Origin of the sequence: Arthrobacter sp. ISL-28, from assembly GCF_018613875.1 — a bacterium.
Lineage (GTDB): Bacteria > Actinomycetota > Actinomycetes > Actinomycetales > Micrococcaceae > Arthrobacter.
On record NZ_JAGGPJ010000008.1, the window covers coordinates 48,359 to 72,569 of the forward strand.

General features: G+C 65.2%; 22 protein-coding genes and 2 tRNA genes. 15 read left to right on the top strand and 9 right to left on the bottom strand.

Annotated elements, in window-relative coordinates; genetic code table 11:
* Positions 1-48: 48 nt before the first annotated feature.
* From J7E80_RS07040 to J7E80_RS07055, 4 genes are all read left to right on the top strand, one after another.
* A complete protein-coding gene (locus J7E80_RS07040; RefSeq protein WP_215050770.1) occupies positions 49-2,397 on the top strand; it encodes a prolyl oligopeptidase family protein in 2,349 nt (782 codons plus the stop codon).
* Positions 2,398-2,535: 138 nt separating this feature from the next.
* Positions 2,536-2,623: transfer RNA gene (locus tag J7E80_RS07045), tRNA-Ser, on the top strand.
* A 163-nt stretch (positions 2,624-2,786) separates the two neighbouring features.
* Positions 2,787-4,415: an NAD(P)/FAD-dependent oxidoreductase gene (locus tag J7E80_RS07050; protein ID WP_215050771.1), complete on the top strand. Its 1,629-nt coding sequence runs from the start codon at positions 2,787-2,789 to the stop codon at positions 4,413-4,415.
* Between the two features lie 134 nt (positions 4,416-4,549).
* On the top strand, positions 4,550-5,956 hold the full coding sequence (locus tag J7E80_RS07055; protein ID WP_396020730.1) for an MFS transporter: 1,407 nt from the start codon (positions 4,550-4,552) through the stop codon (positions 5,954-5,956).
* Here the strand turns inward: J7E80_RS07055 and J7E80_RS07060 are convergent.
* The gene (locus J7E80_RS07060) at positions 5,901-8,102 is read right to left on the bottom strand and encodes an ATP-dependent DNA helicase RecQ (protein ID WP_215050773.1); all 2,202 of its coding nucleotides are present in this window, start codon (positions 8,100-8,102) and stop codon (positions 5,901-5,903) included. The genes J7E80_RS07055 and J7E80_RS07060 overlap by 56 nt on opposite strands.
* Before the next feature lie 112 nt (positions 8,103-8,214).
* Here J7E80_RS07060 and J7E80_RS07065 point away from each other — a divergent pair, with 112 nt between their 5' ends.
* The 4 genes from J7E80_RS07065 (at position 8,215) to J7E80_RS07080 (ending at position 10,983) form a co-directional block, all read left to right on the top strand.
* Positions 8,215-9,633, top strand: coding sequence for a phosphomannomutase/phosphoglucomutase (locus J7E80_RS07065; protein ID WP_215050774.1), 1,419 nt, complete (start codon positions 8,215-8,217; stop codon positions 9,631-9,633).
* Between the two features lie 10 nt (positions 9,634-9,643).
* Positions 9,644-10,126, top strand: coding sequence for a hypothetical protein (locus J7E80_RS07070; RefSeq protein ID WP_215050775.1), 483 nt, complete (start codon positions 9,644-9,646; stop codon positions 10,124-10,126).
* 48 nt (positions 10,127-10,174) lie between these two features.
* Entirely contained in the window at positions 10,175-10,624 is a 450-nt protein-coding gene (locus J7E80_RS07075) for an Rrf2 family transcriptional regulator (protein WP_215050776.1), read from the top strand.
* A 194-nt stretch (positions 10,625-10,818) separates the two neighbouring features.
* Complete coding sequence (locus tag J7E80_RS07080) at positions 10,819-10,983, top strand: hypothetical protein (protein ID WP_215050879.1); 165 nt, start codon at positions 10,819-10,821, stop codon at positions 10,981-10,983.
* A 132-nt stretch (positions 10,984-11,115) separates the two neighbouring features.
* Here the strand turns inward: J7E80_RS07080 and J7E80_RS07085 are convergent, their stop codons facing one another.
* The gene (locus J7E80_RS07085) at positions 11,116-12,942 is read right to left on the bottom strand and encodes a phosphoenolpyruvate carboxykinase (GTP) (RefSeq protein WP_215050777.1); all 1,827 of its coding nucleotides are present in this window, start codon (positions 12,940-12,942) and stop codon (positions 11,116-11,118) included.
* 277 nt (positions 12,943-13,219) lie between these two features.
* Between J7E80_RS07085 and J7E80_RS07090 the strand changes: the two genes are divergently transcribed.
* The 3 genes from J7E80_RS07090 to J7E80_RS07100 all read left to right on the top strand — a co-directional run bounded on the left by J7E80_RS07090 (position 13,220) and on the right by J7E80_RS07100 (position 14,302).
* A tRNA-Arg gene (locus J7E80_RS07090) sits at positions 13,220-13,293 on the top strand.
* Positions 13,294-13,367: 74 nt separating this feature from the next.
* The gene (locus tag J7E80_RS07095; protein WP_215050778.1) at positions 13,368-13,535 is read left to right on the top strand and encodes a hypothetical protein; all 168 of its coding nucleotides are present in this window, start codon (positions 13,368-13,370) and stop codon (positions 13,533-13,535) included.
* A 296-nt stretch (positions 13,536-13,831) separates the two neighbouring features.
* On the top strand, positions 13,832-14,302 hold the full coding sequence (locus J7E80_RS07100; RefSeq protein ID WP_215050779.1) for a hypothetical protein: 471 nt from the start codon (positions 13,832-13,834) through the stop codon (positions 14,300-14,302).
* A 193-nt stretch (positions 14,303-14,495) separates the two neighbouring features.
* Here the strand turns inward: J7E80_RS07100 and J7E80_RS07105 are convergent, their stop codons facing one another.
* A complete protein-coding gene (locus tag J7E80_RS07105; protein WP_215050780.1) occupies positions 14,496-14,882 on the bottom strand; it encodes an STAS/SEC14 domain-containing protein in 387 nt (128 codons plus the stop codon).
* 241 nt (positions 14,883-15,123) lie between these two features.
* Here J7E80_RS07105 and J7E80_RS07110 point away from each other — a divergent pair, with 241 nt between their 5' ends.
* Positions 15,124-16,080: a WXG100 family type VII secretion target gene (locus tag J7E80_RS07110; protein WP_215050781.1), complete on the top strand. Its 957-nt coding sequence runs from the start codon at positions 15,124-15,126 to the stop codon at positions 16,078-16,080.
* Positions 16,077-16,532, top strand: coding sequence for a hypothetical protein (locus tag J7E80_RS07115; protein WP_215050782.1), 456 nt, complete (start codon positions 16,077-16,079; stop codon positions 16,530-16,532). The genes J7E80_RS07110 and J7E80_RS07115 overlap by 4 nt, the downstream gene beginning before the upstream one ends.
* Before the next feature lie 86 nt (positions 16,533-16,618).
* Here J7E80_RS07115 and J7E80_RS07120 read toward each other — a convergent pair whose 3' ends face one another.
* The 4 genes from J7E80_RS07120 to J7E80_RS07135 all read right to left on the bottom strand — a co-directional run bounded on the left by J7E80_RS07120 (position 16,619) and on the right by J7E80_RS07135 (position 19,765).
* Complete coding sequence (locus J7E80_RS07120) at positions 16,619-17,875, bottom strand: low temperature requirement protein A (protein WP_215050783.1); 1,257 nt, start codon at positions 17,873-17,875, stop codon at positions 16,619-16,621.
* A gap of 156 nt (positions 17,876-18,031) precedes the next feature.
* Positions 18,032-18,442: a hypothetical protein gene (locus tag J7E80_RS07125; protein WP_215050784.1), complete on the bottom strand. Its 411-nt coding sequence runs from the start codon at positions 18,440-18,442 to the stop codon at positions 18,032-18,034.
* Positions 18,443-18,476: 34 nt separating this feature from the next.
* Positions 18,477-18,740, bottom strand: coding sequence for a hypothetical protein (locus J7E80_RS07130; protein WP_215050785.1), 264 nt, complete (start codon positions 18,738-18,740; stop codon positions 18,477-18,479).
* 296 nt (positions 18,741-19,036) lie between these two features.
* Positions 19,037-19,765, bottom strand: coding sequence for a FadR/GntR family transcriptional regulator (locus tag J7E80_RS07135; protein ID WP_215050786.1), 729 nt, complete (start codon positions 19,763-19,765; stop codon positions 19,037-19,039).
* A gap of 151 nt (positions 19,766-19,916) precedes the next feature.
* Between J7E80_RS07135 and J7E80_RS07140 the strand changes: the two genes are divergently transcribed.
* Together J7E80_RS07140 and J7E80_RS07145 are read left to right on the top strand one after the other, a co-directional pair.
* Entirely contained in the window at positions 19,917-21,377 is a 1,461-nt protein-coding gene (locus tag J7E80_RS07140) for an NAD(P)/FAD-dependent oxidoreductase (RefSeq protein WP_215050787.1), read from the top strand.
* A gap of 103 nt (positions 21,378-21,480) precedes the next feature.
* Positions 21,481-22,044 (top strand): hypothetical protein, encoded by a 564-nt coding sequence (locus J7E80_RS07145; protein WP_251036591.1) that lies wholly within the window; start codon positions 21,481-21,483, stop codon positions 22,042-22,044.
* Positions 22,045-22,117: 73 nt separating this feature from the next.
* On the opposite strand, the gene J7E80_RS07150 is transcribed toward J7E80_RS07145, so the two are convergent.
* Positions 22,118-23,545: a D-alanyl-D-alanine carboxypeptidase family protein gene (locus tag J7E80_RS07150; protein ID WP_215050789.1), complete on the bottom strand. Its 1,428-nt coding sequence runs from the start codon at positions 23,543-23,545 to the stop codon at positions 22,118-22,120.
* A 103-nt stretch (positions 23,546-23,648) separates the two neighbouring features.
* Positions 23,649-24,176 (bottom strand): histidine phosphatase family protein, encoded by a 528-nt coding sequence (locus tag J7E80_RS07155; protein WP_215050790.1) that lies wholly within the window; start codon positions 24,174-24,176, stop codon positions 23,649-23,651.
* Positions 24,177-24,211 lie beyond the last annotated feature (35 nt).

A 24,211-nucleotide genomic window follows, 5' to 3' on the forward strand; every position in this document is an offset into this window, starting at 1 on the left:
ATCGGCATGTGACTTGCTAGCTGAGCCGGGATGTTGTTTGGATGAAGCATGACCACCACCGCAGCCGATGCTGCATTCGCCTCCGGCGCCGTTCTCCCTGCAACCGCGCCCGAGCCCACCGACGAAAACATCTGGCTGGAGGACATCTACGGCGAGGAACAGCTGGCCTGGGTCCGTGAGCAGAACGCCCGGACGGAGGACCTGCTGGAGGACGCGGACTACGCCCGCCTCGAGGGGGAGATCCTCGAGGTGCTGGACTCCACGGACAAGATCGCCATGGTGACCAAGCGCGGCGCCTGGTACTACAACTTCTGGAAGGACCGGCAGAACCCGAAGGGCCTGTGGCGCCGGACCACGTGGGAGAGCTACTGCAGCGATGCTCCGGAATGGGACGTGCTGCTGGATGTGGACGCCCTTGCCGCGGCGGAGGGGGAGGAATGGGTCTTCCACGGGGCGAACTTCCTCCGGCCGGAACCCGGCCAGCCCTACCGGCTGGCCCTGCTGGCCCTCTCCCCCGACGGCGGCGACGCCAACCGTTACCGCGAGTTCGACGTCGAGACCCGCCGTTTCGTTGACCCCGTCACAGGGGGCTTTGACCTTCCGACGGCGAAGGGCAACGTGTCGTGGCTGGATGCGGACACGCTGCTGGTTGCCAGTACGGCGGAGGAGCTGCCTCAGACCGCGTCCTCCTACGCACGCACGGCGGTGCGGCTGCACCGGGGCCAGTCCCTGGCCGACGCGCCCCGGATCTTCGAGATCCCCAAGGACCACATGATGGCGATCGTGGCCCACGACTCCACTCCTGGATTCGAGCGGACACTCGCCGTTGACTGGATCGACTTCTTCAACCGGACAACGTCGGTGCTGCAGGACGGGACGTGGACGTCCATCGACGTACCCACGGACGTCAACCTCAGCGCACACCGGGAATGGCTGCTCTTCCGGCCCCAGGGCGAGTGGACCGTGGACGGAACGAGCTACCCGGCCGGTTCGCTGCTCGCGGCGGACTTTGACCGCTTCACTAATGGCGAGCGCGGGCTGACCGTCCTCTTTACGCCGGATGCCCACACCTCTCTGCAGTCGTGGAGCTGGACGCGGACCTTCCTGCTGCTGAATCTGCTGTGTGATGTTTCGTCGGAAATCCGGGTGCTGGATCCTTCGCAGCCCGCCTTAAATATCGGGGCAGGGACCGGACTTGGCACCGGGGCGTGGGCGTCCTCCCAGCTGGATGCCTGCCCGCCCCTCCACGACGTCAACGCTTTCGCCGTGGACGACGAGGACGAAGCCGAAGGCGGCTCTGATGGCGACCACCGCTCTCCCGGCAGCCCCAAGGGAGCCGGTGACGATTTCTGGCTCGTCGCCACCGGCTTCACCACCCCCACAACCCTGATGCGCGGAACGCTCACCCGCGAAAACCCGACCCGTGTACGCCAAGTGACCGGAAGCGGCACCGACACCGGCAGCGGCAACGTGGAAGAAAGCCGGGACGCAGGCGTGGTGAGCAGTCATGCGGTCATCAAGCGGTCGCCGTCGTTCTTCAACGATAACGGCTATGAGGTGCAGCAGCACTTTGCGGTGTCCGAGGACGGCACCCGCGTGCCCTACTTCCAGATCGCGGCGCGCAACCTCGTGCTCGACGGCCAGAACCCCACCCAGCTGTCAGGGTATGGCGGCTTCGAGGTCTCCCGTACCCCTGCCTACAGCGGCGCGGTGGGCCGGGCCTGGCTTGAGCGGCGCACGGCGGAATCGGCCGGCATCGACGGAGCTGGACCGCACAGCCGCGGCGGCGTGTACGTCGTGGCCAATATCCGCGGCGGCGGAGAATACGGCCCGTCCTGGCACAGGGCGGCCCTGCAGGATAAGCGGCACCGCGCCTATGAGGACTTCGCCGCGGTCGCCAAGGACCTCATCTCCCGCGGTGTGACGAGCCGGGAGCGCCTCGGCTGCGTGGGCGGCTCCAACGGCGGACTCCTCGTGGGCAACATGCTGACGCGGTACCCCGAGCTCTTCGGCGCGGTCTCCTGCGGCGTGCCCCTGCTGGACATGCGCCGGTACACCAGGCTCTCCGCCGGCCATTCGTGGATCGCCGAATATGGAGACCCGGACGTCCCCGAGCACTGGGAATTCATCAGAACCTTCTCGCCGTACCATCTGCTGAAGGATGAGGTGGACTACCCGGAAACCTTCATCTGGACCGCAACGTCGGACGACAGGGTGGGCCCCGTGCAGGCACGTAAGATGGCCGCGCGCATGCAGGCCATGGGCATCCCCAACGTCTGGTTCCACGAGGCCCTCGAAGGCGGGCACGCGGGAGCCTCTGACAACAGGCAGTCTGCTGCACTGCAGAGCCGCAGCCAGCACTTTCTCTGGACGTCGCTGGCGGGCGGGGCTGACTGACCCGGGGCTGGCCTGAGGCTGGGCTGTCCCGGAATGGCATGGGGGGCGCCGGACGGGGCATGCCCGGGCGCCGGCCTGACCTCGTTTTGCACTGAATGGCCCGTTCTGCGTATCCTTGGTGGGCTAGGAATAGCAATTGGAGACGTGCCAGAGCGGCCGAATGGGCTTCACTGCTAATGAAGTGTGGGGCACAACTCCACCGGGGGTTCAAATCCCCCCGTCTCCGCTTTTGGCCCCGGTCCTTGGACCGGGGCCTTTTGCGTGTCTGTGGTCCTTTGAGGCAAGGGTTGTGCCGACCCGGGTTGTGCCTTCCCGGGATTTGTGTGGGCATTCCGTCCGGGAAGCGGACTCATCGCGCAGCCTGCCCTCCCCAGTGGCAGGATAATCGCATGACTGGCAACGAGGCATACGACTCCATAGTCGTAGGCGGCGGACACAACGGCCTGGCGGCGGCGGCCTACTTGGCGCAGGCAGGCCACCGCGTGCTGGTGCTGGAAAAACTCCATCACACCGGCGGTGCCGCCGTTTCAGCCCAGGCCTTCGAGGGCGTCGGGGCCCGCCTGTCACGGTACTCGTATCTGGTCAGCCTCCTGCCCCAGCAGGTCATCGACGACCTCGGGCTCCGGATCCGGCTGGCCCGCCGTCGTTATTCCTCCTACACACCGGACCCGTCACACCCGGGGCGTGGCCTCCTGATCGACAACGGCGACGGTGCGTCCACCGCAGCCTCATTCGCCGCCATCGGCGCCCCCATGGGTGAAGCGGAAGCTTTCGGCAGGTTCTATGCCAGCTGCCGCAAGCTCACCGAAGCGCTGTGGCCCACCATGATCTCCCCGTTACCGACGAGATCGGAGGCACGGCGGCTGGCGGCGGCCGCCGGGGCGTCAGAGGCGTGGGACGCCGTGATGGAGCGGCCAATTGGCGAAGCCATTGCCGGCGCCCTGCAGCATGACCTGGTGCGCGGCGTGGTGCTGACCGATGCGCTGATCGGCACGTTCGCGGAGGCGGGCGGGGAAGACTTGCAGCAGAACATCTGCTTCCTGTACCACCTGCTCGGCGGGGGCACTGGCAACTGGGACGTGCCGATCGGCGGCATGGGGACAGTATCGGGAGAACTGGAGCGTGCCGCCCGCGATGCAGGCGCCGCCCTCCTCACCGGCGCGGAAGTGACGGCGATCGACCCTGCCGGATGCGTGAGTTACCGCCACGCGGGCGCAGACCATGCGGCGACGGCAAGCTGGGTGCTCGCCAACGTTGCCCCGGCCGTGCTGGAACGGCTGCGGGCGCCGTCCGTCGGTTCGGGCACCGGACCGTCAAATCCGAACCACCTCCGCGAAGGTGCGCAGGTCAAGGTGAACCTGCTGCTCACGAGACTGCCGCGCCTCCTGGATAAGGCCGTTAGCCCGGAGTCCGCATTCGGCGGGACGTTCCATATCAATGAGACGTGGAACCAGTTGGACCAGGCCTATCGGACAGCAGAATCCGGATTCATCCCCGAGCCTCTGCCCTGCGAGATCTACTGCCACTCCCTGACGGATCCCAGTATCTTATCGCCGCAGCTCCAGGCCGCAGGAGCGCACACACTGACGGTTTTCGGCCTGCACGTCCCGAACCGCCTCATCACAGAGGAGAACAACGACGACCGGCGTGCTGAGCTCCAAGCGGCCGTGCTGAGGTCCCTGAATTCGGTCCTCGCCGAGCCCATCGAACCGCTCATCATGACGGCACCGGACGGCAGCCGCTGTATCGAAACCAAGACAACGTTGGACATCCAGCGGGCCGTCGGCATGCCCCGCGGCAATATCTTCCACGGCGGCCTCGACTGGCCGTTCGTCGAGGACGGGACGCCCTTGGACAGCGCTGCCCTCCGCTGGGGCGTAGCCACCCGAGACGAACGCATTCTGCTGTGCGGCTCCGGTGCGCGCCGTGGCGGAGCCGTCAGCGCCATTGGAGGACACAATGCCGCCATGGCGGTGCTGGAACTGGCACGGGACGCAGAACTGGCACGGGACGCATGAGCCGAGCGACCAACGACCCAGGGCGGGAGGTACCGAAAGGCAACCCCATAGGCGGCTCTCCACCGCCCCGTCAGGCCCCTGCGGCCCATCCGTGGAACCCCCGGCTGGCACTGCTCGTGGCCGCGACCTTCTTCATGGAGTTCCTGGACGGGACGGTGCTGACAACAGCCATCCCCAGCATTGCCGCAGACTTCGGCGTGGGGGCCGCGGCGGTCAACATCACCATGACCGCCTACCTGATGACGGTAGCCATGGGTATCCCGCTCAGCGGCTGGCTCGCCGAACGGGTCGGAGCACGCCGCATCTTTTGCCTCGCCATTGCACTGTTTACAGCGGCTTCCCTGCTCTGCGCCGTGAGCCAGGACCTGACGATGCTGACCTTGAGCCGCATCCTGCAGGGTGCCGGCGGCGCCATGATGGTTCCCGTTGGCACGCTCGTGGTGCTCCGCGGGACGCCCAAATCGGAGCTGCTGCGGGCCACGGCCTACCTCGTGTGGCCCGGCTTGCTGGCCCCGGTGCTCGCCCCGATGATTGGCGGGGCGTTGGCGACGTACCTGTCCTGGCACTGGATTTTCCTGGTCAACCTGCCCCTTGGTGCCGCGGCCTTCCTGGCCGCCCTCCGCCTCGTGCCGCGGGTGTCGGGTGACCGGGAGCGCCGGCTCGACTGGCTGGGGCTAGTCCTCACCACCCTCAGTGTAGGCGCCCTGGTGGTGGGCCTGGAGCTGGCCACCGTCCACCCGGAGGGTCCCTGGACCATGCTGAGCGTAACGGCCGGAGCGGCAGCCCTGGCTGCAGCAGTCCTGTGGATGCTCCGGGCAGCCAATCCGCTGTTCGATCTGACCGTCTTTTCCACGCGGACGTTCCGGGCGACCAACACCGGCGGCTTCATCTACCGGCTGACGATCAGCGCCGTGCCCTTCCTCCTCCCGCTGATGTTCCAGGAGGGCTTCGGCTGGAGTCCCCTGCATGCAGGCATCATGGTGGCGGGGGTGTTCATCGGGAACATCGGCATCAAGCCTGCGACCACGCCGCTGATCAGGCGCTTCGGGTTCAAGCCTGTCCTCGTCTTCGCCTCCCTGGCCTCGGCAGTGACCTTCGTGCTGTGCGCCCTGCTCACTCCGGAAACGCCCGAGCCGCTGATCTTTGCGCTCCTCGCCTGCAGCGGAGCGTTCCGCTCGATCGGGTTCTCCGCCTACGCCTCCGTCCAGTACGCGGACATCGTGCCTGGACAGCTGGCCTCGGCGAACGCCGTCTCGGCCACCCTCGTCCAGCTCGCCACCGGAGCGGGGATCGCCGTGGGCGCCCTCCTCCTCCGCATGTTCGACTCGGCCCCGCTGCTGGGCACCGGGTTAGGCGGCTTGCTCGGCGCCGGACCGGACGGGGACGGCGTGGCCGCCTACCGCGGCGCCTTCCTCGCCATCGCCCTGCTGATGCTCCTCAGCACAGCCGACAGCCTGACGCTGCACCGGCATGCCGGCGCCGAGGTCAGCCGGCCTGGGCGAGCGCCAGCGGCAGAACGGCCCCGGCGCCGGCCCGCCTGAGGGCCCTGCCCGCCACGGTGACGGTCCAGCGGCTGTCCACGAGGTCGTCAATAAGCATCACGCTCTGGCCGCCCAGGCCAGCCATGGCCGCCTCCAGCTCGGGTCCCACCACCAGCCGGTCCCATACCCCGGCGAGGCGGTAAGCGCTGTTGCCGCCGCGGCCGCCGGTGGGCCCGCCGTGGTCCATGTCCAGCGGGCCCAGGTACGGGATGCGGCCGATCTCGGAGATGCCGCGCGCGAGTGATTCCACCAGGGCCGGTTTGCCGCGCGACGGCATGCTGACGATTGCCGCCGGCCGGCCCGCCCCGCTCCAGCCCGGGACGCGTGCGTCACCGGCGCTCCACTCGCGCAGCATCTGGACGCAGGCCTGCAGCATTCCAGGATCCACAGAGCGGTCCGGCGCGCCCGCCGCGAAGAGCTCCCGCAGCGCCCCGCCCCAGCCCAGATCAGTCAGGCGGGCCAGCACTCGGCCGTCGGCCAGGTTTTCGTCCGGCTTGATCTTTCCCTTGACTGGCACACCCAGCCGGTCCATTCCGCTCGGCCACTGCAGCCGCGGCTCCAGCACTATCCCGGCACGGCTCAACGTTTGCCCGGCAGCCTCCGTGGCCGAGGACGCGATAACCGCGGGGAACCACCGGCCTGCACAGTTGTCGCACCGCCCGCAGGCGGAGGCAGTCTCGTCATCCAGCACTGACGTGATGTACTCCATCCGGCATCCGGCCGTGTCCTGGTAGATGACCATGGAATCCTGCTCGTCCACCCGGGCTTCCGCGATGCGGCGGTAGCGTTCGGCGTCGTAAGTCCAGGGCATTCCGGTGGAGCGCCAGCCTCCGCCCACGCGCTCCACAGCGCCATCGACGGCAAGAACCTTCAGCAGCAGTTCCAGCGGAGTCCTGCGCAAGTCCACCCGCGCTTCCAGTGCCACCGTTGATACTGCCGTCCCGGCCTCCGCCAGCGCGGACAGCACTGCGGCGGCCTTCTCCTCCGAAGGCATGGAGGCCGTGGCAAAGTACTGCCAGATGTCGCGGTCCTCGGCGCCGGGAAGCAGCAGGACGTCTGCATTGGCGGCGCCACGGCCTGCACGGCCCACCTGTTGGTAGTACGCCACCGGCGAGGAGGGCGCACCGAGGTGGACCACGAAGCCGAGATCCGGCTTGTCGAAGCCCATGCCCAGCGCGGAAGTGGCGACAAGCGCCTTGACTTCGTTGTCCTTGAGCAGCTTTTCAGCGCGTTCACGGTCGGCGGGGTCAGTGCGGCCGGTATACGCCAGCACCTCGTGGCCTGCCTCGGCCAGCAGGCGGGCGGTGTCCTCGGCGGCCGAAACCGTCAGGGTGTAGATGATTCCGCTGCCGGGTAAATCCGCCAGGTGCGTCAGCAGCCAGCCGAGCCGCTCACGGGAATCGGGCAACGTGAGCACGCCGAGCCGCAGTGATTCCCTGCCCAAGGCGCCGCGGATGGTGAGCACGGCAGCACCCAACTGTTCTTCGATGTCGTGGACCACCCGGGAGTTGGCCGTTGCCGTGGTGGCCAGAACGGGAACGGTGTCCGGAAGCTGGGTGATGAGATCCGCGATCCGCCGGTAGTCAGGACGGAAATCATGTCCCCAGTCCGAAATGCAGTGGGCTTCGTCAATGACCAGGAGCCCGGTGCGGCGGATCAGCTCGGGCAGCTGGTTTTCCCGGAATGAAGGGTTGGTCAGCCGCTCAGGCGAAACCAGCAGGACATCCACCTCGTCCGCGGCGAGCTGCTCACGCACTGTGTCCCACTCGAGCTGGTTGGCGGAATTAATGGCGACCGCCCGGACCCCTGCACGGGCGGCGGCAGCCACCTGGTCCCGCATCAGTGCCAGGAGCGGCGAAACTATGAGGGTGGGCCCTGCGCCGCGCCGCCTGAGCAGCAAGGACGCCACGAAGTAGACCGCTGACTTCCCCCAGCCTGTCCGCTGCACCACGAGCGCCCGCCGGCCGCCATCGACCAGGGCCTCGATGGCTTCGAACTGGCCGTCATGGAAGTCAGCCGCGGGGTGGCCCACCAGCTCCTGCAGCACCTCGAGGGCCTGGCCCCTGCTCCCCGAAACCGCCGTTTCAGTGCCGGTTTGGGTGCTGGATACGGACGGACGAACTGCGGCGTGCTGGTTAGTGGCCATTGATTCAGTATCCCAGCCGCCTCTGACACTCCAAAGCACCGGCCCCGCCATGTGGAGAATGCGTGACTTCTCCTCCCCAAGCCATTTGGCGCTTCAACGTAAGATAAATCCCGTGACTAGCAACCAGACCAATATTTTTGACCTTTCAGCCTCATTCAAGGCGTATGACGTCCGCGGCATCGTCGGCGAGTCCATCACGGCTGAAATCGTCGAAGCCGTGGGGGCCGCGTTCGTCGACGTGCTGGAGCTGGAAGGCCAAACGGTCCTGGTCGGAGGCGACATGCGTCCCTCCTCCCCCGAGTTCAGCAAGGCGTTCGCCAACGGCGCCGCCACCCGCGGCGCCAACGTCCAGCTGCTGGACCTGATCTCCACGGACGAGCTCTACTACGCCTGCGGCGCCCTCAACGCGGCCGGCGCCACCTTCACCGCCAGCCACAACCCTGCCGAATACAACGGCATCAAGATGGCCAAGGCCGGCGCCGTGCCCATCTCCTCGGAATCAGGACTCAAAGAGGTCCAGGCCCTCGCGGAAGAGTACCTCAATGCCGGATCCATCCCCGCCGCCGCAACGCGCGGCCAGATCGGCGTCCAGGACGTCCTCAAGGGCTACGCCGAGTACCTGCGCAAACTCGTGGACCTCTCCGGTTCCCGCCCGCTGAAGGTAGTGGTCGACGCCGGCAACGGCATGGCCGGACTCACCACCCCCGCAGTCCTCGGTGACGCACTGCTGCCGAAGCTGCCTTTTGACATCATCCCGCTGTACTTTGAGCTGGACGGCTCCTTCCCGAACCACCCGGCCAACCCCCTGGAGCCGGAAAACCTGCGCGACCTCCAGGCCGCCGTCGTCGAACACGGGGCAGATATCGGGTTGGCATTCGACGGCGACGCGGACCGCTGCTTCGTCATCGACGAAAACGGCGACGCAGTATCGCCGTCGGCCATCACCGGCATGGTGGCCCGCCGCGAGATCGCGCGCGCCAAAACCCAGGGTGAGGAAACGCCCACCATCATCCACAATCTGCTGACGTCGCGTGCTGTCCCCGAGCTCGTGGCGCAGGACGGCGGCCGCGCGGTCCGCACCCGCGTCGGCCATTCCTTCATCAAGGCAGTCATGGCCAAGGAAGGCGCGGTGTTCGGCGGCGAGCACTCCGCCCATTTCTACTTCCGTGACTTCTGGAATGCAGATACTGGCATGCTTGCCGCGATGCACGTGCTGGCCGCCCTGGGCGAGCAGGACGGGCCGCTTTCCGAGCTCGGCCGCGAGTACGAGCCCTACGTTTCCTCCGGCGAAATCAACTCCGAAATCGACGACAAGGCCGGCGCCGTGGAGCGTGTCCGTGCCGACTTCGCCCGCGAGGACGTCGTCGTCGACACGATGGACGGCAGCACGTTCACGGCCGCCGACGGTAGCTACTGGTTCAACCTGCGCCCCTCCAACACCGAGCCGTACCTTCGCCTGAATGCGGAAGCCACGGACCAGGCGACCATGGAACGCATCCGCGACCGCGTACTCGCCCTGGTCCGGGGCTAGGACAGCGGCAATGGCAGAACCAGAATCAACGCCGACCGCAACGTCGTGGCGGACCTCCGTTCCGGAAGCCACCGCCACCGATCTTGAAAACCTGCTGGGCACCGGCATGGGGGCCGCGCAGGAGCAGCTTGAGCGCAGCGGCGGCTTCCTTCCGTTCGCGCTCGTGGTGGAGAACGACGGCGAGGTCCGCCTCGTGGCGGTCTCGCCGGCGGATGCGGATTCCGGCTCCGGCGACGAGTTCGACGCCGATGCGATGATCAGCGACATCAGCGAGCTCCTGCGCCAGAACCGCGATGACTTCCGGGCTGCCGCGATCGTCTGCGACATCACACTGGTCGAGGAAGACTCGGACGCCATTCACGTGGCAACGGAGCACCGCGATGGCGGCACCTTCGCAGCCGTCCTCCCGTACGTGGCGAATGAGTCCACTAGCGAGTGGGAATTCGGGGAGCTGGCGGCGGATACCAACGATCCCATCATCTGGGTGGACTAGGCCAGGCATGTGGCGCCTCCATTTGCACAGTGTCATTAGGCTTGAGTCATGAAAATCAATGCCTTCGCGGACGTCAGCCTGCGCGCTCTCATGGTGCTCGCGGCCGCGCCTGATGATGACCTTCTGACCACGCAGAGCGTGGCAGACGCGGTGGGCACGCCCTACAACCATGTCAGCAAGGCCATGGCGAAGCTGCGGATCCTCGGGCTGATAGACGTTGAACGAGGCCGCAACGGCGGGTCAAGGCTTAGCGCAGCAGGCCGTCGCGTCACCGTGGGACATGTCCTCCGGCAGCTCGACACCCGCGAGAATCCTGCCGAATGCATCAGCCCCTCCGGTAATTGTCCGCTGATCAACGAGTGCCGGCTAAGATCCGCCCTGGCCCGTGCCCGCGAGGCGTTCTACCGGGAGCTCGATGACGTCGTGGTCGCGCAGCTTCCCTTGGCACGCCAAATGGACCCCGTGTTCCAGATGATCGGTCTTCGCCCCCAGGCCTGAGCCTTCCCACGCCCTACGGGCCCACAGCCTGGCCGCCCCGCACCGATTCCGGCCCCGCACCCACATCCCGGCGGCAGGATTTGGAGTTGTCTTCTACAGAGTGTGGAACTTAGATGCAAATACTCGCATTTCCAGATACGACTATTTGTATCGCGGTTCCGGACGAAGGCCCCGGGCCACTACGTCAGGAGTACATGCCGGAAATCGCCGAAGCATGGACCGAGGTCTATTGGCTCATGGGCGACTGCGGCCCGCTTCCTTTCATGATGAAAATCCGCAATGAGGCAATCGATGCCGGCATTCCCGCCACCAATATCCACTATGAGGTTTTCGGCCCGGACATCTGGCTGGCCAACTAAACCGGAGGAGCGTTGGCGCAAAGACCGACGGCGGCCCCGCACCTTTCGCTGAAAGGTGCGGGGCCGCCGTCGTACTTATGGCCTGTGGGGCCCACGCTGCCGAGGGGCCACGAGATAGGGAGACAGTGGGGACTAGCCGAGGCGGGACTTCAGCCCGTCAAGTTCCTGCTGCAGGGCTACCGGCAGCGAGCTGCCGAAGTTCGCGAACCATTCCTCGATGGAAGCCAGTTCGGTCTCCCACTCGGCGGGGTCCACGTGCACTGCTTCCTCCACCTGCGCCGTGGTCATGTCCAGTCCGGTGAGGTCGATGGAATCTCCGGTGGGCACGAAGCCGATGGGTGTCTCCACGGCGTCAGCCTTGCCTTCAAGGCGTTCGATGGCCCACTTTAGGACACGTGCGTTGTCCCCGAAGCCGGGCCAGGCGAAGCCGCCATCGGCGGTGCGGCGGAACCAGTTGACCAGGAAGATCTTGGGCAGGCGTTCCGGGTTGGCCTTGGCCGACAGGTTGACCCAGTGGTTCAGGTAGTCACCTGCGTCGTAACCGATGAACGGAAGCATGGCCATGGGGTCACGGCGCACGACGCCGACAGCCCCGGCTGCTGCAGCCGTGGTTTCCGAGGACAGCGTGGCGCCCATGAAGATGCCGTTGGACCAGTCGCGGGCCTGGGTGACCAGCGGAATGGTGGTCTTGCGGCGTCCGCCGAAGAGGATTGCGGAGAGCTCCACACCGTTGGGGCTGTGGTATTCCTCGGCCAGCATGTCGATCTGGTCGATCGGCGTGCAGAAGCGTGAGTTCGGGTGGGCTGCGGGCCTGCTGGCATCCGGCGTCCAGGAGTTGCCCTGCCAGTCGGTGAGGTGGGCGGGAACTTCCTCCGTCATGCCTTCCCACCACACGCCGCCGTCGTCGGTCAGTGCGACGTTGGTGAAGATGCTGTTGCCCTTGGCGATGGCGCGCATGGCGTTGGGGTTGGTGCCCCAGCCGGTGCCTGGTGCGACGCCGAAAAGGCCCGCCTCAGGGTTGACGGCGCGGAGTTCGCCTTCCTTGCCGAAGCGCATCCAGGTGATGTCGTCCCCGAGGGTCTCCACCTTCCAGCCTTCAATCGTGGGATCCAGCAGGGCGAGGTTGGTCTTGCCGCAGGCGGACGGGAAAGCCGCGGAGACGTAGTAGGTCTTCTGTTCCGGCGAGGTCAGCTTGAGGATCAGCATGTGCTCGGCGAGCCATCCCTCGTCATGCGCCATGACGGAGGCGATGCGCAGGGCGTAGCACTTCTTGCCCAAGAGAGCGTTTCCGCCGTAGCCGGAGCCGAAGGACCAGATGGACCGCTCCTCGGGGAAGTGGACGATCCACTTGTCCGGGTTGCACGGCCACGGGACGTCAGCCTGGCCGGCCTCCAGCGGAGCACCCAGGGAGTGCAAAGCCGGGACGAAGAATGCGTTGGTTTCGGTGATCCGGTTCAGCACATCGGTGCCGATGCGGGCCATGATGCGCATCGAGGCCACGACGTAGGCGCTGTCCGTGATCTCCACGCCGAACTTGGGGTCTTCCGCGTCAAGGTGCCCCATGACGAACGGGATGACGTACATGGTGCGGCCGCGCATCGAGCCGGAGAAGAGCCCGCGCAGCTTCTCCTTCATCTCGGCCGGAGCCATCCAGTTGTTGGTGAACCCGGCGTCATGCTTCTTCTCGGAGCAGATGAACGTCTGCTCTTCGACGCGTGCCACGTCGGCGGGGTCGGAAAAAGCCGCGAAGGAGTTGGGGAACAGCTCCTGGTTCAGCCGCTTCAGCGTGCCCGCGGCCACGAGTTCGTCGGTCAGGCGGGTGTTTTCTTCCTCAGAGCCGTCGACCCAATGAATCCGGTCCGGCTGGGTCAGCCCAGCGACCTCTTCAACCCATGCCAGCAGGCCGGCATGTGTGGTGGGTGCTTTCTCAAGCAGCGGCAGTCGCGCCAGATGGCCCATTACGGTTCCCTTCTTCGGGTTCAGTGGTGTGTCCTAAATGTTATTTGGGATCTATCTAGTCCAATTCCAAGTCAGACGTGGGATGTCTATGGCTTCTGGGACAAAAACCCGGAAAATCAAGGTTTAGAGATTGAGATTCCCCTAAATTCGTGACGAAGGTCACATAGACCGGTCTAGTCGCCTATATTACACCGGCCCCGATTTGGAACTACGGACGTCCTCGCGTAAAGTTATTCGAGGTTCGGGGCGAGCGGAAAGTTCGCCGGGACCGGAAGATGCGCCCATAGCTCAGCTGGATAGAGCGTCTGTCTACGGAACAGAAGGTCAGGGGTTCGAATCCCTTTGGGCGCACAGAATGAAGATCCGCACCGGATACCCGGTGCGGATCTTGTGTTTTAAGCACTGGTATTGGGGGTTAGGGGCAGATGCCCCTCACTGCGGGCACTCTTTGGGCGACGGACGCCGAAGGCACCGAGATCGCCGTCGAGCTCAGCATCGGCCAGAGCATCGCCCGCCCGGCAGGCGTTGTCCACACCGTCGCAAACCGCGGCTCCACCTGGATCAGGTTTGTCGAAATCGAGAAGCTTTCCTAGCAGACCATCCGGCAGGACGCCGCCTCGGGATTAAAATTGCCCGCAGGGGGCATCGGATCGTTTGAGTCCTACTGCTCGGGGAGAACTCGATGGGAGCAAAGATTTCCTTTGGCGCGGCTCGCCGCCTCGCTGCCGCCTCAGCTCTCGCCGCCTTCCTGACGGCAACGGCGGCATGTTCAACCCCGGAGGTGTCCTTCGCAAGGTTTAGCGACCAGCAGCTGGCGGACCTCTTCCCGACCACGGCGGAAATCCATACGGCCGTCCGTCAGGACATCACTCTAAGTAAACCCGAACCCATGGATTTCGGCCGACCGGCCACTGCCGCCCCAAATCCGGGACTGTTCCAGGACTGTTATGAAGCGTATTTTGGCACCCCGGAATCCACCTCGCCTGGGATCCGCGGCTTCAGGATGGCCGGATGGACGGGAGGTTCTCCCCTTTACCCTTATGCCTGGCACCTGGTGCAGCGCCGCTCTGCTGAAGAAGCGCGTCGTGTTATTCAGGAAACCGTGAGCCGACTAGGCAAGTGCAGCCACTTCACTGCCTTTGACCCAGAGGTTCGGCATGGACTTGGCGTCACCTTCAGGAAAATCACCGGGGCGGAAGAATCCAGGACCGGGGCCGGCGTAGCAGTGGCAGTAGGTGACGTGACAATCTCGTTCAACATCGCCGGACTACCGCAATCCGAGGCGCAGGAAATTGCGCGCCAAATGGCGGTCGTTATGGAACGGCGACTGCAATCCGCGAGTTCTGTGAGCAGCCCTTAAGGGTGTTTCACGCATTCCCCCGGGCGCGCCTATGACCTGCCTCGGCTCCTGCCGTCCCGGCACAGGACATCCCGGCACAAGAATTGCCAAGGTTTGTGCAAGGTTCCGGGCCCCGGACTCGACAGTTGGGACCATTGTCCGAGGCCCTTTTCTCTGCTTCCGCCCAGTCGTGGGAAAGGAAAGAACGGGACCGTCAAAGTCGAGGCGTGGGCTCTCGGATCAGCCAACTCATGGCCTCGCTCCTGGAGGTGAAGAACCGGGTCGGACACGGCGGAATGTGCACACCGAGGAAAAAGTTGGCGAGCACCCGGTCAACAGGGCTGGAACCCAGCAAGGCTATCCTCGATGCTGCACACGGGATGGAGAAGACAGCGCGGGCATCACGGTGCACGGACTCCGTTTTCGCCATGTCCACCAGCATCGGATACTCCGAGCCCTTGCCAACCTCATTAACCGCCGCCATGGCGGCATGGGCGTCGGCGGCTTCGATACGGACATTGGGCTTCCAGACAAGGTGGATGACACCGTCGCCACGGAGTTCGACTGTGCACTTACCGCCTTCAACCGCTATCGGTTCCACCGTCCCATCCCCCTTTCAACTTTGCATATAGTAACCGCTGTACGGGCCAGAATGCGGCCCTCGGTGCTTTCCCTTCCTCGTGTGCCGCCTCTGCACAGACGAACGATGGGCTTTCTATCGACGCAATGGATTCAGACCCAACGGCGAGCAGGAGACCGTCGAAGATCGGGATAGGAGAGGACCCATTGCATCGCGCCCCGGCTGTAGAGCACGATGGTGGGGAACATCTCTAGGGGGAAGAATGGCTTTCTATGGCGCTGACGTCCAACAACTCAAGCAGCTCTCTAAATCGCTGAGCGCGGGCGCGGCTCAACTCTCGGGAAAAGCGCGAGAACTGGATTCGCTGATCGGCCGGTCCCAGTCCTCCTGGCAGGGCCAAGATGCCAAAAAATTCGCTGCCGAGTGGCAAGGGCGGCTCCGTCCCCTGCTCGTAGATGCTTCCCAGGACCTCGAGGAGGCTGCCAAGAAGGTCCTCCAGAATGCCGCCGAGCAGTCTTTCACCTCCACTGATGGGTCGCCCGATACCACGACCGCGGGAATCGGAATCCAGACCGCTGGCGCCAGGGATGCCGATCCTGCCCGGCCAGACAGACCGACCCCGGAGGAAATTCTGGAGCAGTACCAGGTGAGCGACGCGGAAACCACGGAGTGGCCCTCTGACTGGGACCCGCTGCGACTGGTCGTCGATCAGCGAACTGTCACTGAGAAGGAAGCGGAACTGCTCAACGGCCTGGGACCACTGGAAATGGATGCCTTCAAGGACATCCATGACGACGCATTCGAGCAAGCGGATGCCCGTTTCGAAAGCGCGGATCGGAATGACGACCAGAACGATGCCTTCCGGCATGCTTACTGGAATGCGCTCATGGTCAAGGAGTACGGTGCCGAGTGGGCCGAGGATTATGCCACTGCCCATGAACAGCTCCCGGGAAACCCTGGCCCCCGCGAGGCTATGGATCTGTACAACAACGAGGTGGGCAGGAACATTGCGGTTGCCAACCCCGACGCCAGTGAAGAGGAACTGGCCGACCTGATTGAGGCGGCCGTGAAAAACGGGGACACCGTAGTGGTTGGCCAGGACTTGCTTCCGCACCCTTCGGACCAGGTTCCTGCGGAGAAGACTGGCGATGCCGGTGATGCTCCGCCGGCCCCAGGGCAGGACCCGGAGTTCAACGACGAGTCCAGGACCACGTCATGATGCACACTTTGCCGCGGGAGGCTGTCCGCCCGTACCTGCTGACCCTGCTTTGCCTTGTCTTTGCCTGCGCCCTTGCCGGGTGCTCAATTGGAGGAAACGCCATGCCCGAAGGAAACAACACGCTGGACGGCCGCGTCCTGGACGCGGCCACTCACGGTGCGGAACTCAGGCTCGCCGACGCCACCGATTTCGATTGGGACCAGGCTGGATTCGTTACCGAGGGGACCCCGGCGTCGGACATCGAGGCAGCCTTCGGTGACCCCGTCAGCAAGGAGAAGCGGTACACGGCGTCTCCGGCTTTGTTTATCTTCCTCAAGGACGGCAAGGTGACGAAGGCAGTTCGCATCACGCCGGACGCCTTCTTCGGTGGGGAATCACTGAAGAAGTACGGACGTGACGTGGTGCTCGCCCCGGCCGAAGGGCGCAAGGGCTTTCTGAACTGGCGCGAATGAAGGATTCAAAAAACGCAGTTGAGTCCGATCAGGCCTCGTTCCCTGTCGGCTGACCGCAAGACATCACGGCCCGCCGGGTCCCAAGGCTACACCCGGCCTTGGGCGGCCCTGGCCTGGAGCCTGCTAAGCGCGGCTTCGCTGCGGGCAACCCCACGACGCTCATCAACAACGATCGAGATCGCCAGGGCCAGGACGACCACCAGGAGGCAGACGGGCACAGACACCCCGACGGCGGCGAGCCCAACACTGCCCGCGAGGAGCACCACAACGCCAGCAGTTCCGGCCAAGATCGCCCGGTCCACCCCAAGCATGTAGGTGAAGAGCGCGGTCAGGGAGACTTTGAACACGGCTACCGGAACGGCGATGCTGGCCACGGCCACGGCCGCGCTGATGTGGGCTTCGTGGTCGACGTAGTACGCCACGACGTGAAGTCCTGCACCGGCGGCGGCGATGGCGGCGAAGATGGGCATGTGGCCGTAACCGAAGCCGAAGGAGCGGTGCCGCTGGAGATGCAGTGACGGACCAGTCGGGAGGATGAAGTAGATCCACCACATGGCGAAGGCGAGCCCCGTGCCGCCGAGGCCCACAAGGGCTGCGTCCACGCTCCAGCCATGGTTGGCCACGATGGCCCGCAGTGTCTCGATGGCGCCGATCAGGCATTCGCCCAAAGCGATGATCGCCAACAAGCCGTAGCGTTCGGCAATGTGGTGTGCGTGCCACGGGGTCTTCGCCCGCCGTTCGGCGAGGTATGGCGCGGCCATTTCCAGGAGAAACAAAGGCGCGGCCATGAGGAACGTGGCCAGGACATCGGCCTGCACGATCAGGACCACGATCCAGCCCAACTGCGCCAGCACGAGCAACCGGGCGTAGGTCAGGCAGGCCAGCCGCCGGTCGGGATCCTGCCTCGCCGCCCGCAGCCACTGAAACACCAGGGCCAGCCGCATGATCACATAACCGCCCACCATCACGGCGTTGTCCACGTGGCGGCCTTCTGAGATCGAATGGAACATGGGCTCGATGCCCATGGCGAGGATCAGCACGCCCAGGAGCTGAACCATCGTGACGACGCGGAAGATCCAGTCGTCGGTGTCATAGGCGCTGGCAAACCAGCTGAAGTTGATCCAGGCCCAGATCACCGAGAACATCGCGAATGAAAAGGCCAGCAGCCCGGCACCGAAGTGGGCCTCGGCGATCTGGTGGGCGAACTGGCTCCCCGCCACGCCGAAAGCGATCACAAACGTCAGGTCGAAAAACAGCTCCAGCGGCGTGGCAGTGCGGTGCTTCTCGTGGGGGTCGCGCCCACCCATGCGGGACATGGCGTGTCGAAGAGGATTGGAAGACATGGGCAAACATTACCGCCGTGCCGGCGGGCGCTCCAGTTCCCTAGGCGACCGGGGCCGAGGCCGCATGGATGCACGGTGTGGGCACGGAAGGACCTGCCATCATCTTGCTGGCGCCACGATGCTGAAGCGGGCCGGCGGAACGACCCCGACGGTTGTTCAGGAGCCGCTGTAGGGCACGCGCTCCCAGTTCAGCACATCGCTGCCACTGGCTGCGTTGGGGGCAACAGTAACGCGGAGCCACTCAGTGCTGGTCGCTGCACCCTCCACTGTTACGCGCTCCAGGTTCTCCACCTTTTCCTGACCATAGACATCCAACCAGGGAGAACCTTCTTCCAGCGGCGAGTCGTCGTTGAACATATGGCTGTCGCCATTGATGAGGTAAACCGGGCCGCCGAACTGCCTTGAGCCTTCTGCGATGGCGTCCACAATCGGCCGGAATCCGCTCACGAGTTCAGGGTTCTGCTCGACGCCCTGCGTGAGCATGGACGGATCGAACATATCCGCCTGGGTCATGACGACGACGGCCCGCGCGTTGGTCTTCGCAGCGTCGGCGAAAGTCTGCTGCAACCGGGCGACGTCTGCCGACGTCCTCGACTCAACCTCAGCGAGCTGCTCCGGCGTTGGCTCCGTCTGGCCGAGGCCGGACCACGGCAGCAGGGAGTTGTTGGATCCCTACGTTCACCACGGAGAAGGCGATCCGCTGCTCGTTGAAGGTGACGTTCTCAGGCAATCCCTGGTCCATTGCGGACTTGACCGGCATGTTGCTGCCCAGGGTTTTTCCCGGCTCGGCGAAGAACAGCTCGCGGAGGGCGTCGAGCCGCTCGAGCGGGTTGTACGCGCCGTTGTTGGTGCGGTGGCAGTCCACCCATTCGTTGTCGCCCGGAGTGTAGACGAGCGGCGCTTCGAAACGGTCAAACTGGCCCTTAATCGCGGCAAAGTACTCATCCGTGCACTGCGTTGAACCGGCCGTGATGTCTCCGACGTGCAGGCTCCATCAGGGTTGGTTTCCTTCAGTGGTGACCGCCAAGGTAGCTGCCGCAGGCTACGGGGACGGGAAGACCAGGCGGCATGGAAGTGAACAGCCGTCTGGCGGCGGGGCCAGGAAAGCACTATCTGGCCATGCGGGCAGCGCGCCGGGCTGGCCGACAGGGGCACCGCCCCCTACTCCCCCACTGCCTCCGTAATGCGGCGGCGGATACCGTCGAAGTGACGGGTCAGCTCCTCTGCCGCCTTTACTTTGTCGCCCGCGGCGACGGCCTTATAGATATTGCGGTGCAGTGCGGCCACTCCGGCCAGATTTTCGGTGCCCGGCCCGATCTCCGTGTGGATCTTGCGGTACACCTTCCAGAAGACGCCCAGCAGATTGAGCAGCAGCTCATTGTTCAGGGGCTCGAAAAGCCTGCTATGGAAATCGGAATCAGCCTCCACAAATGTCTCGCCGGACTCCGCCAGCTCCTCCATCCGGATCACCGAGTCCTCCAGGGCGGCCAGCTGATCGTCCGTCATGACGTCCATCGAACTCCCGATGAGTCCGGCTTCCAGGGCCTGGCGCACATCCACGAGCTGGAGTGCCTCCAGCCCGTGGTGCCGCAGCGACAGCCTCCCGCGGAAGATCAGTCCGTCCGCGAGCGCTTCGAAGTTGGTGGGCGCGACAAACATGCCGAAGCCGTGGCGGATCTCAATAACCCCGAGGGCCTGCAACACCTTGAGCGATTCCCGCAGCGTGTTCCGGCCGACTCCGAGGGCAACGCAGAGCTCGTTCTCGGTAGGCAGGGCATCTCCGGGTTCGAGCTCACGGTCCAGAATGAGTTCCATAATGTCCGACTGAAGAGCGCGGAGGCGGGCCTGGGCACTGAACCGCGCCGGCGGAACCGTGTTGGCTGGCGACATTGGATCTCCTTTAGCGAGGCTACTTTCCACACCGTATCGGATGTCCCATGTCCTCCGAACCCGCGTGGGGCATATTACGGACGTCCCAACACGATGCCACGCCGCCTTGTCCGCTCGGAAAAGCCATGCGGCCCGGGCGTAGGCTGTTGCCATGACGCCAGATGCTGTTGAGCGGGAAGTCGATGTCGTTGTGATCGGAGCCGGCGCTGCCGGCGAAAACGTCGCGGACCGGGTGGTGCAAGGCGGCCTCACCGCGATCCTGGTGGAAGCCGCACTGGTGGGCGGTGAATGCTCCTACTGGGCCTGCATGCCATCAAAAGCCCTGCTTCGGCCCGGCACTGCCCTCCACGGCGCACAAACAGTCCCCGGCGCCACCGAAGCGGTCACCCGCACCCTCGACGCCGCCGCCGTCCTCAAGCGGCGCGATTCCTTCACCTCGCACTGGCAGGACGACAGCCAGGTGGAATGGGTGGACGGTGCCGGGATCGAGCTGATGCGCGGCAAGGGCCGGCTCATTGCCCCGCGGATCGTGGAAGTAGCCGGCCTCGACGGCAACTCCTACACACTCACGGCGCGTCACGCCGTCGTCCTGGCCAATGGCTCAACGCCGAACAGACCGCCCGTTGAGGGACTCTCCGAGATCCAGTACTGGGGCACGCGTGAGGCAACCTCTGCCAAGGAAGTGCCGGAGCGCCTCGCCGTCCTGGGCGGCGGCGTCGCCGGCGCCGAACTCGCCCAGGCATTTTCGCGACTGGGCTCGGCGGTCACGCTCGTGGCCCGCAGCGGCCTGCTCGGAAATTTCCCCGACGAGGCCGCCCGGCTGGTCGCAGCCGGCCTCCGCGCTGACGGCGTGACGCTCCACCTCAACACGAAGACCGAAAGCGTCCGCCAGAACGACGACGGTTCCCTCACCCTGACGCTCGACGACGGCAACACCGTTTCGGCTGACAGGCTGCTGGTGTCTACCGGCCGCCGTCCAGCTCTGGAGGGACTTGGCCTGGAAAGCGTGGGGCTCGCCGCCTCCGACGGCAAACCCCTGAGGCTCAGCACCGACTCGACCGGCTTGGTCGGCTCCGCTGCCGGAAGCGATGTCGGCCCCTGGCTGTACGCCATAGGGGACGCGGCTGGCAAGGCCCTGTTCACCCATCAGGGCAAGTATGAGGCCCGGGCCACCGGCGCTGCGATCGCCGCCCGGGCGAAGGGCGAGCTGGAGGGCGCACCCAAGCCGTGGAGCCGCTACGCGCAGACCGCCGACGAGCACGCCATTCCCAACGTGGTGTTCACCGACCCGGAAGTGGCCAATGTCGGCCGGTCAGTGGAACAGGCGAGGAAAGACGGCTACAACGTTACGTCTGTGGAGCTTCCCATCGCCGTGGCGGGTTCCTCCCTGCATGCCGAAAACTACGAGGGCTGGGCGCAGCTCGTGATCGACGAGGACCGCAGGGTCCTGCTCGGCGCCACCTTTGCCGGGCCCGACGTCGCCGAACTGCTGCACGCGGCGACGATCGCCGTCGTCGGTGAAGTCCCGCTGGACAGGCTCTGGCACGCAGTCCCCTCCTACCCCACCATCAGCGAAGTGTGGCTGAGGCTCCTGGAGAAGTACGGCCTCTGACGGCCACGGATCCGGGGGCATCAGGTGTCCGTTCGCGCTGACTGTTGGGGCACCCGTGCGCGGCTGTCCTGAAGCAGCATGATCCTCAGCGATGATTAGTCCCATGAGTCACATGGGTAACGGCGGAAAGATAGCCATCGGAGCGTTTTTGGCTGCCCTCGGCATGCTGGCTCTGACCGCGATCACCCTTGAGGAAGCCGTACTTTTCACATTCCTCGGACTCGTGGCAGTGGGATACGTGGCCTCGCTGGCGGAAGCCTTTGCCCGCCGGCGCTACCTGGCCCTGCTGGCCGGTGCCGTGGGGACAAGCCTGTTCATCGGGTGTGCCATAGCATTTCTCCGCATGTGGGGACTCGCATTCAACCAGGATCCCGCCGCCCTTGGTGCGGCCGTAACCAGCAAGGATTCGGACATCTACTTCTACCTGGCCGCGGCCTCGGCGTCGCTGGCGCTGCTGGTGCTGTTTGCCGCGGCGGTGTGGCCGTCGCGGTGCCGCACACCCAGCCGGTCGCGCACTCAGGTCCGGAAACGCCGGCCGACAGCCGCTTCGCCCAACCGCTCATCGTCGTCGCAACGTCAGCCAGCAGCACGCCAGCCCGCCCAGCGCACAGCATCACCCCGGCGCACAGCGGCTCCACGCCCCTCTGCCGGCCGGAACCGCCGCTGATATGAGGACGGGAGCCCTCTCCAACTTATCCTGATGGCGGACTGGCCGGTGATGGCGGACTGGCTGATGCGGGTCAGCGGAAGACGCTGAGCGGTCCCCATCCGTCGCCCACCTGGCGGCTTCCGGTGAACTGGTTGGTCCCGAGGCTGTAGTAGAAAAGGCGTCCGTCCGTGGTTTTCGCCGTGAGCCCGCGCGTCCCCGCACCTTGGAATCCGAACGATGCGTGCGACTGGGCGACCGTATTCCACCCGTTGCCGACCTTTTGCCGCGCCTCCGTCACGAACCTCGCCGCACCGTCCGACCTGAACAACAGGAGTTCGCCTGTTGACTTGGTGACCAGCAGGTCCTGCCGGCGGTCATTGTCGAAATCCGCCATGGTCAGCTTCATGCCCTGGAAGCCGGATCCGATGCGCTGGGCAGTGCCCAGGACGCCACCGCCAGGGTTCGGGTAATAAAGCATGCTGCCGTCGGCAGCGGTTCCCACCACGCCAGGGTAGCGGTGGCCATTGTGCCACTTGCCCACGGTGATGTTCATGGACTGCCAGCCATTCGATCCGACGACGATGGGGCTGAGGAATCCGCCTGAGCCTTTGCCCCGATACACCGTCAGCCTGCCGGTGTTCCACTGCGCCACGATGTCGTTGATTCCGTCGGAATTCCAGTCAGCCACGAAGCCGGATTTCAGTCCCGTCCAGCCGGCACCGATCTTCACGCGCGAACCGTAGCCCCCGCTCCTGTTTGCGGGATAGTTCCAGAGGGCCCCGCTGGAGTCGGCGGCAAGCACATCAGCACTGCTCCTGATGGAGGGCCGGAGTGAGAAGAACTGCTCCATCGTTGGAATGGCGCGGCTCTTCATGTCGACGGCCAACTGAACCCCGACATAACGCAGGTGCCAGGGTTCATAGGTGTAGCCGGTGATGTGTGTGTAGCCCTGGGGATACCGGATGATAAAGCCGTACCGGTGGGCGTTGGCAGCAACCCAGCGTCCGCCTGGCGTGTCGCCGAAGCACGCCGTGAGCCCGCAGCCGCCGCCCACATTCCCGACATCCACAGCGAGGCCGGTCTGATGTTCGCTGTACCCCGGCCGTGCAGAGATCTGGTCCGCATATGCCTGGCCGTATGTCTGCACGTAATAGTTGTACAGCGAGCTCTGGGTGGCATAGGACCTGTATCCGCTGACCACCTCGAGTGCATGCCCAGCGGCCCGCGCCCCGGAGAAGAGCTGGTTGATGGCGCCGGAGACGGAACGCCGCAACATGTGGCTGGTGCCGTTCCATTGCACCAGGTCCGACGGGACGAACTGCAGTGGGTTCAGCGGCCGGGATTTGTTCACGAGGACCCAGGGGTGGCTCGGCGTTGTCACCACGTTCGTCGACAGTTGCTCGCCGGCTGGTGCAGCCTGGACCGCTGGTGCGCCGGCCAGGAACAGGGCAAGGACTACGACGACGGCGGCGAACCGCCGGGCGAACGTCCGCCACGGCATCAAACGAGATTCAAGCATGGCGGGCCCTTCCCCACTAGACGACGCTAGGTTCAAGAGTACTCGCGTGCCCGCAGTTGTCCGAGGCCCGCGCGGAAGCCGACCGCGGGAATAACCCCTTCAGCTAGTGGGCGCGGGGAACCTTGAAGTGCGTGATCCGCGCGTCCTGCCCGTCCAGCTCCCCCCAGGATTTATCCGTCTCGAGGACAGTCAGGCCGCTGGTGGGAAAGCGCGTAGCCGCGTCCATGTAGGCATCATGCTTCGAATCACGTGATGCCAGGTGCATGGCCAGGTCCTGCACGCCGGGCATATGGGAGATCACCATCAGCGTGGTGACAGTGTCGGGCACCTGATTGATCACCGAGAGCATCCGGAGCGCGGAGGCGGCGTAGAGCCCGTCCTCCAGCTTGGGCGTGGGCGCTTTATCGCCGAGCTCGCTACACACCCACGTGCAGGTCTGGCGGGTCCGCAGCGCACTCGAGCACAGGATGAAATCGGGAACGATGTTGTGCTTGAGCAGCCATTTGCCCGCTAACGGCGCTTCACGGTGGCCGCGCTCTTCCAACGGCCGGTCGTGGTCCGCCACACCGCCAGGCCAGTCAGCCTTGGCGTGGCGCATGATGACCAGCCGCTTTTTGTGATGCCCGCTCATGGATTCACCCTACTACCCGGCTGGCGAGTCGGTCG